14 protein-coding genes are annotated in these 13,637 nt (G+C 45.1%); 1 reads left to right on the plus strand and 13 read right to left on the minus strand.

Features of this window, described 5'->3' with window-relative positions; translation table 11 throughout:
- Positions 1 to 109: 109 nt before the first annotated feature.
- Entirely contained in the window at positions 110 to 274 is a 165-nt protein-coding gene (locus HMPREF3144_RS11740) for a hypothetical protein (RefSeq protein WP_168163064.1), read from the plus strand.
- Between the two features lie 329 nt (positions 275 to 603).
- On the opposite strand, the gene HMPREF3144_RS09715 is transcribed toward HMPREF3144_RS11740, so the two are convergent.
- From HMPREF3144_RS09715 to ung, 13 genes are all read right to left on the minus strand, one after another.
- Positions 604 to 888 carry a hypothetical protein gene (locus HMPREF3144_RS09715; protein ID WP_070477663.1) on the minus strand — a complete coding sequence of 95 codons (285 nt, stop codon included), beginning with the start codon at positions 886 to 888 and terminating at the stop codon, positions 604 to 606.
- A gap of 340 nt (positions 889 to 1,228) precedes the next feature.
- The gene (locus HMPREF3144_RS09720; protein ID WP_070477665.1) at positions 1,229 to 3,022 is read right to left on the minus strand and encodes an acyl-CoA dehydrogenase family protein; all 1,794 of its coding nucleotides are present in this window, start codon (positions 3,020 to 3,022) and stop codon (positions 1,229 to 1,231) included.
- 37 nt (positions 3,023 to 3,059) lie between these two features.
- Entirely contained in the window at positions 3,060 to 3,419 is a 360-nt protein-coding gene (locus tag HMPREF3144_RS09725) for a DUF192 domain-containing protein (RefSeq protein WP_070477667.1), read from the minus strand.
- The gene (locus HMPREF3144_RS09730) at positions 3,413 to 4,297 is read right to left on the minus strand and encodes a type II secretion system F family protein (RefSeq protein ID WP_070477669.1); all 885 of its coding nucleotides are present in this window, start codon (positions 4,295 to 4,297) and stop codon (positions 3,413 to 3,415) included. The genes HMPREF3144_RS09725 and HMPREF3144_RS09730 overlap by 7 nt, the downstream gene beginning before the upstream one ends.
- Positions 4,298 to 4,305: 8 nt before the next feature.
- The gene (locus HMPREF3144_RS09735; protein WP_070477671.1) at positions 4,306 to 5,151 is read right to left on the minus strand and encodes a type II secretion system F family protein; all 846 of its coding nucleotides are present in this window, start codon (positions 5,149 to 5,151) and stop codon (positions 4,306 to 4,308) included.
- A gap of 13 nt (positions 5,152 to 5,164) precedes the next feature.
- Positions 5,165 to 6,901, minus strand: coding sequence for a TadA family conjugal transfer-associated ATPase (locus HMPREF3144_RS09740; protein ID WP_070477673.1), 1,737 nt, complete (start codon positions 6,899 to 6,901; stop codon positions 5,165 to 5,167).
- Positions 6,898 to 8,418: a type II and III secretion system protein family protein gene (locus tag HMPREF3144_RS09745; RefSeq protein ID WP_070477675.1), complete on the minus strand. Its 1,521-nt coding sequence runs from the start codon at positions 8,416 to 8,418 to the stop codon at positions 6,898 to 6,900. The genes HMPREF3144_RS09740 and HMPREF3144_RS09745 overlap by 4 nt, the downstream gene beginning before the upstream one ends.
- Positions 8,419 to 8,461: 43 nt before the next feature.
- Positions 8,462 to 9,445, minus strand: coding sequence for a Flp pilus assembly protein CpaB (gene cpaB, locus HMPREF3144_RS09750; protein ID WP_070477677.1), 984 nt, complete (start codon positions 9,443 to 9,445; stop codon positions 8,462 to 8,464).
- The gene (locus tag HMPREF3144_RS09755) at positions 9,426 to 10,184 is read right to left on the minus strand and encodes a hypothetical protein (protein ID WP_070477679.1); all 759 of its coding nucleotides are present in this window, start codon (positions 10,182 to 10,184) and stop codon (positions 9,426 to 9,428) included. The genes cpaB and HMPREF3144_RS09755 overlap by 20 nt, the downstream gene beginning before the upstream one ends.
- Positions 10,184 to 10,963 carry a hypothetical protein gene (locus tag HMPREF3144_RS09760; protein ID WP_070477681.1) on the minus strand — a complete coding sequence of 260 codons (780 nt, stop codon included), beginning with the start codon at positions 10,961 to 10,963 and terminating at the stop codon, positions 10,184 to 10,186. The genes HMPREF3144_RS09755 and HMPREF3144_RS09760 overlap by 1 nt, the downstream gene beginning before the upstream one ends.
- Before the next feature lie 2 nt (positions 10,964 to 10,965).
- Positions 10,966 to 12,408, minus strand: coding sequence for a hypothetical protein (locus HMPREF3144_RS09765; protein WP_070477683.1), 1,443 nt, complete (start codon positions 12,406 to 12,408; stop codon positions 10,966 to 10,968).
- Positions 12,409 to 12,431: 23 nt separating this feature from the next.
- Entirely contained in the window at positions 12,432 to 12,665 is a 234-nt protein-coding gene (locus tag HMPREF3144_RS09770) for a hypothetical protein (protein ID WP_102705937.1), read from the minus strand.
- A gap of 235 nt (positions 12,666 to 12,900) precedes the next feature.
- On the minus strand, positions 12,901 to 13,560 hold the full coding sequence (gene ung / locus HMPREF3144_RS09775; protein ID WP_070477686.1) for a uracil-DNA glycosylase: 660 nt from the start codon (positions 13,558 to 13,560) through the stop codon (positions 12,901 to 12,903).
- Positions 13,561 to 13,637 lie beyond the last annotated feature (77 nt).

Here is a 13,637-nt window from a genome sequence, read left to right on the forward strand (position 1 = left end):
TATGTATGAGTGACAACTATCTTGACAAATACCGGGCAATGGAAGAACTAACAGAGCATTCATTAGCCAACTAGCGAATGAAGCTGGCTATGAAATTGATTGGCGCTCAATGAGTAAAGAAAAATACATAGAAGCGTCTATCAACTCTTTTAACGCTGATAATGAGCTATTAGAAAACTTAATCGAAACGAATAGCAGTTATTTAAAGAAAGCTGAAAGCAATCACGCTATCCAATACAGATTGAGTAAAGATAACGACGATTTAGAAAGATAATATTGGATATTCAAGATTATTTACAGGCTCTTTGCCGAAACATGCACTTACAGGCTCAGAATAATTTACGCACCAAGTCCCACATACCAATACCTAGATGGGATCATAAAAAGAATTTCACAAACCCCATAATGCTTTGATAATGTGGGGCTTTCTGTTTTATAGCATTATTATGTGCTAGAAATTTTGCTCACCCAAGCCCCTCAAGATGCCCTGTCCACTTCAATTTAAGCTTTGGCGGCATAAGGCCTAGCTAATCTTCATCACGATTACCATGGCGCTGAACGCACATAAAGTAATAGTAATTGAATGGTCGGAGTCCTACTAGCTTAAACGACTGCAACAGCAGCTAGGCTGAAGACAAAGGGTATGGATACCGCCCATAATACTACTCCTAAGACATCACCTACTCTAGCCATATCAATTGATTTGAGCTTAGATAAAAATGAGCTCGGACGGCGCTTGTAAAGCGTCACATAGTTGTGACTATACTGGTGGGTAAAGCTTGGATGCATGGATAAAGCATCCTGCACAGCATCATGCCGTGAAGCTTGTAACTGTGTATCGTTTTTGTTTACACTATAAATACTACGAATCGGCGCGTTACTAGACATAACTGACTCCTAAACCTGATTGACTTATAGGATTGCTAACAGGCATTGCCAATGGGTCTATCTGTGGTGGTTTGCTCAGTCTAAACTTTGCACATAAACAACTGAGCAAACCTATCAGGACCCTAAACCTGATAATCGAACAAAACTACTGTATCGATATCTAGTACTGTACACTTATACAGTAATTTTAGCAAGCTTATTTTTATCCTGCGTGCGGCTTGCGGTATTATTGCAACAAGTCGTTTAGCTAATCGTTTTGATGTCCACAAGTTAGCGCCATAAATAGCCAACGGGGACACAAAGGTCCCCGTTGATAGATCAGCAGCTATGCTTTGAGTGATTAAGCATCAAAATCAATACCCTCAAAGCTTCTTACACATTGCTCACTGTCAAATACAGCATTTGCTAATGCATCCACACGTGGCAAAATTTGTGCAGCGTAAAATAAGGCTGTTGCTATTTTATTATTGCCATTATCCAGCTCAGCGGCAACGAGCGCTTGGCGGGCTAATTGCCAACCAGTATGCATATAACCTGCCAACATTAAATAAGATACGCTGGCTGTAAACACCTGCCTCATAGCACGTTCAGCACCCAAGCTCAAAATGCTATCAACCACCTTAGCATAGGATTCTGCGGCAGCTTGTAGCGCTTTGCCGATGAACTTCAAGTCTGCATGCTGGTGAGCTGCCAAACGCGAAGCCGTCTCCAATATCTCTGCCACAAAGTATTTAGCCACAACGCCCTCGTCACGCATGGTCTTACGACCAATGATGTCATTTGCCTGAATGGCGGTCGTACCTTCATAAATTGGCAGAATGCGCGCATCACGGTACAGCTGTGCCACACCGGTTTCCTCGATATAACCCATACCGCCATGGACTTGCAGAGCCAATGAGGTAGCCTCTTGCGCCATTTCTGTCGCAAAGCCTTTAACAATTGGCACTAAATATTCATAAATCGCTTGATAATGCGCTCGTTGCTCGCTATCTTCATGATGCTTAGCCAGGTCCGCACAGCTCGCCGCATACAGGGCGGTGGCGCGACTACCTTCGGTTAGGCTTTTAATGGTCATCAACATACGACGTACATCGGGATGCTGATTAATCGCGACGGTATCACGATGACCGCCTTCAACCGCATTCCCCTGCAAACGTTCTTGAGCATAAGCCCAAGCCATTTGTAAAGCCCGTTCAGAGATTGCAGTACCTTGTAAACCGATAGCAAAGCGAGCTTCGTTCATCATCACAAACATATGGCGTAGACCGTCATTCTCTTCGCCAATGAGGTAGCCAATTGCGCCCTCGCCTACTTCACCCTGGTTGTCACCGAAAACCATCACGGCGGTAGGGCTACCATGAATACCTAGTTTGTGCTCAAGTGAGGCACACACCACATCATTGCGTTTGCCTAAGCTACCATCTTCATTGACCAGGAACTTAGGAACCACAAATAAAGAAATCCCCTTAACCCCGGCGGGAGCGTCCGGCGTGCGCGCTAAGACAAGGTGAATAATATTTTCTGAGGCATTGTGCTCACCCCAAGTAATAAAGATTTTTTGACCACTGATGCGATAACTGCCATCGTCCTGGCGTACTGCTCTGCTTTTCAAAAGCGCTAGGTCAGAACCCGCTTGAGGTTCAGTTAAGTTCATCGTTCCCGTCCAACGCCCCTCCACCATCGGTGGAATATATAATTGCTTCTGCTCTTCGGTGCCGGCTTGGTTGATTGCCTCAATACAACCATCAGTCAAAATTGGGCATAAGGCAAACGCCATATTAGCCGCGTTTAGATTTTCAAATAAAACGGTAGAAATGAGCTTTGGAAAACCTTGACCACCGAACTCAGGCCCATGCGCCAACGATTGCCATCCACCCTCGGCGAATAAGGCTAAGGCCTCTTTAAAGCCTTTGGATAAGCTCACTTCACCCTGCTCACGGCTTGGAAGATCCTGATCACCGACCACATTTAATGGCGCAATTTCTTCCTCAACTAAACGTGAATTTTCTTCGATAATGGCATCAACCAAATCATCGCTAATCTCTTCGTAAGCCGACAAGGCTTGGATCTGCTCCAATAAACCCATCACTTTAAGATTAAAATTAATATCATCGACAGGTACTTTGTAACTCATACCCCCTCCATCTAGTTTATAAAAATCGTGTAGCTAATTAAATCCACCGAATACGCTGTGGATACGATTTATCAAGTTTTAAACATGTGCTTACAATGATTTTAAGCTGCTCTTGATTTAAAAATTCATTTGCACACAACTCGATCGCAAAAAAAGCATCTCTGCAAAAGACTATACGATTAGGAACGACTTGTCGACAATACTTTAGGATTAATCCCTCTTTATTGCAAAAAATCACGTCAATAGCAAAACGCATACCAAAGGTATGAATCGCTCGACACGACGGAAAAACATAATACTCCCCTGCCGGCAGACTAGTTTTAGTTAATAAGCCTTTTATTTTGGCCAAAGGACTTAAGCAGTAAGTGATTGTTTGCTGTCTGCCGCTAGCTACCATGCTGCCTCCATCAGTTTTAGTCCAATCGGAAAGGCAATCACTAAAAAGGTGCAAGGAAAAATACATGTCACCAAAGGAAAAAGCATTTTGACAGGCGCTTCCAAGGCAAGCTTTTCAGCACGCATAAAGCGTTCGCTACGTCGCTGTTCAGATTGTGCCCTTAGAATAGGTCCTAAACTAACCCCGAGCCTCTGACTTTGCGCAATGGATGAAACCAAATGAGTTAACTCCTCTAAATCAGTACGCTGCGCCAAGGCTTTTAAGGCATCGTTTCTTGAAAGTCCGGCCCTGATATCACTGAGCACATGGTTTATCTCCATTTTTAAAGGTCCTTTAGGTAATAAGTGATGGGTTTGGCTCAAGGCTCCGTGAAAATTTAAACCACCCTCAACCGAAAGCGTAATCATGTCTAAAAAGAAGGGAAACTGCTTAAGAATTTGCTTTTGCCGTAGCTTGCCTTGCTGCACTAAGTGATAACGTGGCAAATAAAAAAATAATAATGCATTACAAAAGGACAATATCACCGCGATTAGCTGAGAAAAGTCCAGGCTTACAGCAAGAAAATAAGCGACTACAGCACCAAACATTGCCGATCCGATTTGCATGCCCAACACATGCTCTGGCGCCAGTGAATCCAAGCGCCCCGCCCTGATAATCGCTTTTTCCACAGCCAGCCGATAACGCCATGACATAAAGGGCTTAGCTAAATTGGCGAATAAAGTAATCCATGGCCACACTGGTCCCCAAGCACGATGAATTTCCAGTTGCTGGGGCTTTTCAACATCCTCTTTAATACCAGGCATTGAGAGCCAATACACCATCAGCCCTAAGCAGAGCGCAGTAGCGGACAAGCTTAAATAAATGAATAAGGGCGACATAAACACTCCTACACATCAATGGCAACGATTTTGCTAATCATCCAAATGCCTAAAGCCTCTAGAAAGAAGATAATTGCTAACACAGCCCAGCCCATATAGCTTTGCCATAATTGACCCATGGCATCAGGATCCAAATGATGTAACACAAACATCAAGCCAATGGGTAATAAGCACATAATCACCGCCTGCATTTTACCTTGTGAGGTTAAGGCCTTAATTCTTGCCTGAATTTGTAAGCGCGAACGCAAGGTAGAGGCAATTCTTTCAATCGCCTCGGATAAATTACCACCCGTTTGAGCACTGATCCGTAGCGAGGAAACAAATAACTCACACGCTTCCGAAGGCATACGTAGTGCCAGGTGCTGTAAACATTGCTCAAAAGGCACCCCTAATCGCTGCTCTCTAAGCACCAGTGAAAGCTCTTGGGCCAAGGGTGAAGGCACATCCTCAGCCAGCGATTGAATAGCAGTTTGCACTCCAGAACCCGCTCTTAAGGCACCGGATAAGGCCATTAAAAAGTCAGGTAACTGTTTATCAAAAGTATGTAAACGTCGTTTCTTTAGCAAATACAACGATAGCTTAGGCATAAAAAAAACGAGCGATGCGAATAACAGGGACAGCCACCACAACTGAAACAGTAGCCATGACACAAAAAACACACTAACCGTTGCAGCTACCGAAAGACTCCAAAGCTGTACTGGGTCAAAGAAAATAAACGCATCACTTAGCTGCACCCGCATTTGTTCTTTGAGCTGATGCTCATAACGATTAGCTGCTTGATTAAAGCCCTTTAAGAGCAACCAACAAATTAGTGTAATGGAGATAGCAGCACAAAAGAGACTAAGCAAAACCATGGTGACTCCTCTATCAATGCAAACTATGCGCAGACTGCGTCGTTGACAAGGTCACTTGATTAAACTGCTCGATATCCAAGGCCAAGCCCTGCTCCTTTAGACGCTCAAATTGCTCCGGGATAATACCAAGCCCATAAAAACCACTGCTCGCCCCCTTTTGAAATTTAAATATCTCTTGAATTTTTATAATTCCGCTTTCTAAACCACACACCTCAACAATGGAAGACACCACGCGGCGACCATTACTTAATCGTGTTTGCTGTACAATAAAATCAATACTGGAGGCAATATGCTCACGGATCGCATTAAGCGGTATATCCATGCCAGCCATTAAGATCATGACTTCTAAGCGAGCAATGGCATCACGTGGTGAATTCGCATGTAAGGTGGTTAAAGAGCCTTCGTGGCCAGTATTCATGGCCCCAAGCATGTCAAAAGCCTCGCCACCACGGCATTCTCCCACCACAATACGATCCGGTCGCATCCGCAAGGCATTTTTCACTAAGTCACGTATACTTACTTGCCCTCTACCCTCAGTATTTGCTGGGCGTGATTCAAGGCTAATGAGATGACGATGATTCAGACGCAACTCCGCCGCATCCTCAATGGTCACAATACGCTCATCCTCAGGAATACAATTTGACAGCACATTTAATAAGGTGGTTTTACCCGAGCCGGTACCACCAGATATAATCATATTCATGCGATGCTTCACGCATAGATCCAAGAATTCACGCATATAGTTATCCAACGACTCCAAGGCCACTAGATCTGCCATGGCGGGACGTCTGAGGGGAAATTTACGGATGGTGATACTGGGCCCCTTGATGGCAATGGGTGGGATCACTGCATTGACTCGGGAACCATCTTTTAAGCGTGCATCCACCATCGGCGAACTTTCATCAATCCGTCGGCCAATGGGGGAGACAATGCGATCAATGATGGATATCACCGACTGATTACTGCTAAAACTCATGGGATGGGCTTCAAGCTTGCCATTGCGTTCGATGTAAATCTCATCAAAGCGATTTACCATAATCTCGGTAATGCTTGGATCCTGTAATAATGGCTCTAAAGGACCCAAGCCTACTGCCTCATCAATGACCATCTGCGATAGCTCTTGAGCATAACTTAATTCACTAAATTGTTTATCAGCTTGAATAATTTTGTTTAGCAATTTAGCCGCTTCCTCACGTAATAAAGCATCATCCATTGCCGTGATGTTATTACGCTTCAGATCGAGTGCTTCAAGCAAAAGCTTATGCAATTGATTTCGTTGCGCAATCAAGGTCCTAGCATCAGGCGCTTGCACAATACCGCTCGTCCGCTCGGAGGGTGGTACAGCCTGAGGCATAATAGTAGCGGAGTCTGCTTTAGACAAAGGCCTTGCCGTGGTTTGCACACGGTTTTTCTGAGGATCAGAGGCGTCGTTAACTGTGTGCCCCGGTTCCTGACCACTATCAATCGCTACAATGCGTATTAAGCAAGGACCGATGACGATTTGATCATTGAGCTTTAAGGGATGAAGATGATGAATACGCTGCGAGTTTAATAGCGTACCACCCAAGGAGCCCAGATCCTGCAGATAAAGCTCACCGTCCTTAGCTTCGATTTTGGCATGCTCTCTTGCCACGCGCCAACTTTTAAGCACTAATCCCTGACTATGCCTGCCGATATCAAGGGGTAAGTCAAACCACTTTTCTTCGCATCTACCATCTTCAAATTGTAAATTTAAGCATAGTCGATTCATGAGGCCTTTCCTTTTTTTAGTTTTTTAGAATTAAGCGGGCGAAGGATTAATTTGGACTTTTTAGGCACGGTGAATGCCGGTAGCTCGCGACTATAAAAATGATGCGCAGCAAAGGTTTTAGCCACATCAACACGACCGTTCTGCACTTTCGCTTGAGTAGATACTGGCATCTGTGCAGCTTTAGAACCCACCTCTTGGCGAATCGCTACATTAATTAAGGGTTGTTGTTCAAAGCTACTATCGACAATAGCCTGAGAACGCATAATCCGTCTTTGCATATCTTCATTATCTGAGGAGACAACGACCGGGCGCACAAAAATAGCTAATTCAGTTTCCTGGTTTTGAAACTTTTTAGAACGGAATAAAGCATTTAAGATTGGCACATCACCCATTCCCGGCACCTTATCCATGTTCTGCATTTGATCCCGAGAAATAAATCCGGACAGCACTAAGGTTTCACCCGAACGCACATTAAATTCCGTATTAGTACGACGAATTTTCAGCGCTGGTCCACCCTGCAAAGCCATAGAACCATCAATGGAGCTTACTTCCACATTAATACTCGAGCGTACAATACCGTTTTTCTCAATCCGTGGTGTGATTTGTAGGCTGACGCCGTAAGGCTTAAACACGGTTTGGGTATTACCGTTACCGTCTGCGATGGCATATGGCACCTCACCGCCAGCTAAAAACTCAGCGGTCGCACCGCTACGAGCCATTAACTGAGGCTGCGCTAGCATCACGGCCTTACCTTCATTCGTCATGGCCTTAAGACTAGAGCTCAGTAAAGCATTCACGCCGAAATAGCCAAGGGGGTGACTTTGGGCTAAAACAGCATCCAGCGCTTGTTCACCAGGTCGCGTTAATAAATTACGACCAACACTATCCCAAACCACACCGGCATTAAAACCTCCCACCGTATTGCTCTGCCAACTGACGCCCAGCTCTTGTAAAAAACTTCTTGGAATCTCGAGAATCTGCACATCCAATAACACCATTTGATCCCACCCTATCTGACTGGTCATATCAATTATTTGTGGGTAATGCTTAGCTAATAACTGCACACGTTCTCTATCGGCATCACTTAATTTTTCGCCCTCCACGATGACTTTTTCACCGAGTACAGTCGCTTTAACATTTTGAATGCGATTCAACATATTGCGAATCTCATGCTGTAAGCGATTCTGCACGGCCGAGCCTACCGTGATATGATAATTTTTGGAGTTACCATCCACATCCCATAACTGTAAGCTGGTATCTCCCGCTGCTCTGGCAAAGAGTACCACCTCCTTATCATCATCGGTTACGGCATTCAGCACATTTCCATCACCTACCGCTACCCGCGCTATATTTTCAGATGGCAAAACATGAATTTGCCCTACGGTTAAATTAATTTTCTGCTGCGCCATGGCAAGCGCAGGGAATAGCAGTAGCAAAATCTTCAGAACATAAAAACAAATAGTATTTAAGGACTTAAGCATATACCCCTCTTTTGCATGTGATTTAAACTGACTCATTAGACATCTCCTCTTTTTGTAAAGCATTTCAAGTGCTAGACCGTTAATCGCCTAATACCATTTCATGTTCCTCAGTTAGCGGGCCATTTAAGCTAAGCTCCTCACTAATTTGGGTCTTAGGTAATGAGTTAATCCAAGCGCTAACCAAATCCTCCTGAGCTGGTAAGTCAAAGACACCGCGATCGTCCTTGGTGCTCGTTTCAACCTCTGGATTAATGGCTAAATTAGGCAGTTTCTTATTATTTTGATCACCATAAATCACCTGTGGTTTACGCTTAATCGGTGGTGGCGGTGTCGCAATACCGAGCATATTGGCTAAATCACCTCTCACCCCTTTTTGAGCGGCTTTATCGTCCGCCGGATTACGTAATAAGGCCGTAATGGTGCCGGCTTGTCTGGCCGCTACCAACTTTGCCGCCTCCTCCGGTGCTGTATCCAGGGTTACCGTGGAATACCTTGAATTAACATCACCTGGCTCCACACCCGGACGACTTTGTTGACCCGTAGCCATTACCAATACACCCTGTAATAAGGGGGCGGTAATTTGCTTGCGTCGATATTCAAAGGAGACATAAAGATCAATTAAATCGCCAGGCACCAACATACCTGAGACCGAGTTGATGGTGTCCACTGGGATGGTGACGGCACGACGTCCTGGGCTGATTTTGTCAGAAAAAGGCTTGCTTTTAACATGCGCCGTATTTGCCCATAAAAGCTGATCACCACGCTTTAGCGAAGCTGTCACCACCTGCCCCTGAATATGAATAAATTCCTCGGGCAAAATACTGCCACCGGCAACCCATTCCTTAGGAATATCACGCACCGCTACATGGTGTGAATCAATTCTTGTGCCCTCTGGTAAATCATAGGCTGCCACGACACGTTGCACGGTCTCGACACGAGCTTGCGCTTCCAACATTTCCACCTTTTCATTAATGTACTTTTGTGCTGACCAAGCAGCTAACAAGCCGGCAAAAATGGCCAAAGAAATCACAACCGTCGCTTTTTTATTGATCTGTAATTTCATAACTATCCTTTGATAAGTCATCACTTAATACATACAGTGCGGTACCTTCGGCCTGCGCACTGTAATACAGACGAACTTGACGTTCTTGCTTAGACCACAGACTGAGCCCAAACTCTGTGCTGTTACTCCGCTCCCAACCAGCTAAGATTAAATTGTTCTCAAGCTGCTGCTGGAACGATGCAATATCCATCGCATCAAAATAAATCTGTTGCGAGCGCTGATTATCGCTTTGGATATTCATTAATAGCAACGACGATGATGGCAACCAAGCTAAGCGTTGAGGACTAAGCCCCTTAAACTCATTGACTAAGTGCGTATAGAGCGGTGCCGATGAGCTCGTATGAGATGCAAACGGAGTCGCCGGCATCACACTTAAGAGGCCCTGATAAGCGTCGAAATTGATGCGTTCAAGCTGCAACAAGAGCGAATACTTGCCCAACTCACCGCTTAAGATGATGACATTGCCAATGCTGTGATATTGCTGAAAAACACTTTGCATAGCTAAGCGCCTCAGCAAATTAGAAAAATCAGTCTCCGAACTCACTTGCCAGGCACTCAGTGCTTGAGAAAACACCTGCCCTTGAAAAACCTTTTCCCTAAGCTCCAGCGATAGGCGTTGACTTACTTCATGTGCCACCATGGTCGCCCCTTGCTCAATCTCTGAAGCCCTGCCAAGTGTGCTCGCCATCATCAATAGCAAGACCAACAGCGCTCTGCAATCATTTAAAGTCAGCCGCATCACTTACTCCCATCTGTTACATGCTCTAAATGATGGCCGGGTAATGCCCCTGCCCAAGGAGATAGCCAATCAAAAACTGGTGCAGGACGCTTCCATGCGGCATCAATAGGCGCAGCAATCTCCGCCACCTTACGACCACTTTCATAAGAAGCTTGGCTTGCTTCACCCCACGCCAAATCACTTTCTGCTGTTCGGCGATGCGCATTCATATCGGTGGCACTATGCGCCGCACCAGTCAATATGGCAGTATGCCGTTGAATATTAAGCAGTTGCTGATCAAAAAATGACAGTCCTGGACTCATCGCTACATGACTTCGATCGTCAACTTGGGTGTAGTGAGGGCGGGTAGTCACATGCACCGCTGCCACTCCCTTATCCTCAACCTGCCACTCTTGCCGCAGCCTTGTTGCATGGATTTCATCTGCACCCGGCTGCATTGCGGCGGCTAGTTTTTTTGAGCGATCCAATTGAACGTGAATCCTATCGTGCTGAATGATTTTGTTATGCGCACGATCGCGCCACTGATGTTCTTTTGATAAAAAGAAACGATGCTTTAAATCGGCTTCATCAATACCCTCTTCATGCCGCGTTAATTGAAATGCGGCATAGCGGCTAGCATTCATCTGTTGTAGTGCAATATCACTAATACGCCCAAACCATGGGATGGCGCTAAAAAAGACTATCAGCACTAACAACAAAACCAAGCTTTCCACAATGGATTGACCACTTTGCGCTGCTAAACTTGGATGGCGGCATGATGTCAATAAATAACTAGCCATAGCTACTCCTTAAAATTTGCTAATTTGCTAGCACTGTCAGCCGCTTCTGAGGAGGATTCAGCGGTCTCAGTTAAACGTGCTAACCAATAGGGATGCCATAGATTGGCTTTTTCATGCTTAGCGTCAGTACGTGCTTTAAAACGCTCAAAAAAACTCTCAGCCTGGGCACTCACCGTCATCAATTGACCGTCCACTTCAGGCCCACTTAAATGCAATTGAAAGCTTAATTTATCCTTAGCCTCAGGATTGATATCCACATAAGGCACTAAACCGCCACCACCCCATTGCACGCGCTGCTTGATAGCGCGGGAGTTAGCCAAAGGATTTTGTACGCCGCCTAATAAATCCCACTGTGTCGCCTCTTTGACCCAGCGCCAAAAGTCTTGATTCGCAAAATCATCCGGCGGATTTTCGCTATACTCCATACCCTCTGGGATAGTATTCAATGCCCCCGAAACCCAACCCCAAGCCATCGGATATTCACGGTAATAGCAGCCAATCCAACGGTTAGAGCGTAAAGCATGGAAAGATTGCGTATCGGTAGCTTGCCAATTACCATGCTGATTCAAAATGGTAGTGCCTTGGCGTCTTAATTCATGGCGTAAATGCGGACAACGTTTACTCACAGGCCAGTTATTTCTTGTTAATTCCTGACGCGGATCTAAAAATTTATATACTTTTGCAACCTGATTGATCAAGGAGCGATAATTACCGCTTGGCTTATAAACCGTAGTGAAATGCTGATTATCTTGCTCCGTCAGCTGCCAACGTACTTGCTTTGACATATCAACAGTAGCTGAACTGAGAGCAGCGTCTGTGATAGCCACTTGATAGGCCGGATAATTGGCTTCAATTACTGCTTGTATCGCCGCATCACGCGTCGTTGTTTGATGCTTTCGAATTGCGTAAGCGACTTCCAATAGCACCTGATTCACAATCTCATCGTGTTTGGCGTAGCGCTGCTCTAACTCATTATGACGTTCTGCAAAAGAAATAATTGAACTTGCTCGACGTGAGGCCGCATAAGCATTTTGATGAGAAATACCAAACATCATACCAATCAGATAAGAAGGTGGATTAGCAATGAGGTATTGACGATTTTCAGTGGCCGCAAACTTGGCCCAAGAGCCTAAGGTCACTAAATGCGCCATCGCGATTTGATGACCAACTTGAGCCAAATTGATATAGCCCTGCATATTTAAAGCACGCGCTTGGATTAAGGCACCAGAATAAGCCGCCGCTTCTACGGTATGAATTTGTTTAGCCTTAGCATTCACTAGTCGACTTTGTTGAAATAAGCTCATCAAAAGCACGACCAATACCAGTAACATGGCTAAACCGAGTATCAATGCCTGTCCGCTTTGCTGGTTCAATGCCTGTTGTGTTCTAAACATGCGCATATAGCTAAGCGGACAAGACAAAGCGAGCGCCTTAAAGCCTTTCATCGTCAACACCCTCTTAACAATGACTAGCCACCGGCGGCGTCTGCGTTGCCAGTAAAGGATTTTAAAGATTTTGAGGCCGTCTGCTGCTCGGCCGACTGGGCTGCTGACTGTGCCATCTGTGATTGCGCAGTACCGTCCTCACCAGCCAGTTCTTTGGCCATGGCAGCAGTTTGCGAACGAACCACTTGACCAAACAGCTGATAAGTAGCAATGGCAGCCACCGCCACTAAGGCCACAATGATAATGTATTCGGTCATGGCTTGACCACTTTGTCGCCACAAGCTGCGACCCCGAGCTGCCACTGTTGCTTTGCCTTGCGCAGGCAATGCAGCGGCACCGCCTGTCATGGGATGATGCTTGGATATTGTCATTTTCTACTCCTGAAATGTGTGTTGGTATTTCAGTTTCCTACAGAGCAGATCAAACAACAATCAACAGAACTAACTATGGATATCCATACGCAATGTGCTTGACAGGCAGTGGCCGAGCTCCTTAAAGCTGCCAATGAATAGGCGCCACACCGTGCTTAATTAAATAGTTATTCGCCTTTGAAAAATGCCCACAGCCGAAAAATCCCCGATAAGCAGACAAAGGTGAAGGATGTGGGGCAGTCAGTACCAAATGCTTTTGCTTATCGATAAAGCGACCTTTTTTCTGGGCATGCGAGCCCCATAATAAAAAGACTAAAGCAGTTTTTTGCTTATTTAAGGTGGCAATCACTTCATCCGTAAAGCGCTCCCAGCCAATCTCGGCATGCGAATGCGCAGCCGCATGACGCACGGTTAAGACCGTATTAAGTAAAAATACCCCCTGCTTGGCCCAACTGCGTAAGTCCCCGTGTCTCGGCGTGGTAAAGCCTGCAATATCATTTGCTAACTCTTTATAAATATTTTTTAACGATGGTGGTATGGCTATGCCTGGATTTACTGAAAATGCCAATCCATGGGCTTGTTGCGGACCATGATAGGGATCTTGACCTAAAATCACCACCTTAACTTGTTCCAAAGGAGTTAATTTAAAGGCATTAAATATCTCTGCAGACGGTGGATAAATCACCTGCCCTGCGGCACGTTCCTGCTCAAGGTATAAACATAAATTTTTAAAATAAGATTGCGACTGCTCATGTTCAATTAACTCTTGCCAACTTTGCACCTAAAACTCCGATAAACGATCTAAATTATGTACAATTTGTAATATATTAATTGAATTATTGAATTATCAAAGTAGCA

Source organism: Oligella sp. HMSC05A10 (genome assembly GCF_001808335.1).
Taxonomy (GTDB): Bacteria; Pseudomonadota; Gammaproteobacteria; order Burkholderiales; family Burkholderiaceae_B; genus Oligella; species Oligella urethralis.

Coding starts and splice junctions, on each gene's coding strand:
- HMPREF3144_RS11740 (WP_168163064.1), top strand. CDS start 110: ATGAGTAAAGAAAAATACATAGAAGCGTCTATCAACTCTTTTAACGCT.
- HMPREF3144_RS09745 (WP_070477675.1), bottom strand. CDS start 8,418: ATGAGTCAGTTTAAATCACATGCAAAAGAGGGGTATATGCTTAAGTCC.
- HMPREF3144_RS09715 (WP_070477663.1), bottom strand. CDS start 888: ATGTCTAGTAACGCGCCGATTCGTAGTATTTATAGTGTAAACAAAAAC.
- HMPREF3144_RS09720 (WP_070477665.1), bottom strand. CDS start 3,022: ATGAGTTACAAAGTACCTGTCGATGATATTAATTTTAATCTTAAAGTG.
- HMPREF3144_RS09770 (WP_102705937.1), bottom strand. CDS start 12,665: ATGACCGAATACATTATCATTGTGGCCTTAGTGGCGGTGGCTGCCATT.
- HMPREF3144_RS09765 (WP_070477683.1), bottom strand. CDS start 12,408: ATGAAAGGCTTTAAGGCGCTCGCTTTGTCTTGTCCGCTTAGCTATATG.
- HMPREF3144_RS09725 (WP_070477667.1), bottom strand. CDS start 3,419: ATGGTAGCTAGCGGCAGACAGCAAACAATCACTTACTGCTTAAGTCCT.
- HMPREF3144_RS09740 (WP_070477673.1), bottom strand. CDS start 6,901: ATGAATCGACTATGCTTAAATTTACAATTTGAAGATGGTAGATGCGAA.
- cpaB (WP_070477677.1), bottom strand. CDS start 9,445: ATGAAATTACAGATCAATAAAAAAGCGACGGTTGTGATTTCTTTGGCC.
- HMPREF3144_RS09755 (WP_070477679.1), bottom strand. CDS start 10,184: ATGCGGCTGACTTTAAATGATTGCAGAGCGCTGTTGGTCTTGCTATTG.
- HMPREF3144_RS09760 (WP_070477681.1), bottom strand. CDS start 10,963: ATGGCTAGTTATTTATTGACATCATGCCGCCATCCAAGTTTAGCAGCG.
- HMPREF3144_RS09730 (WP_070477669.1), bottom strand. CDS start 4,297: ATGTCGCCCTTATTCATTTATTTAAGCTTGTCCGCTACTGCGCTCTGC.
- HMPREF3144_RS09735 (WP_070477671.1), bottom strand. CDS start 5,151: ATGGTTTTGCTTAGTCTCTTTTGTGCTGCTATCTCCATTACACTAATT.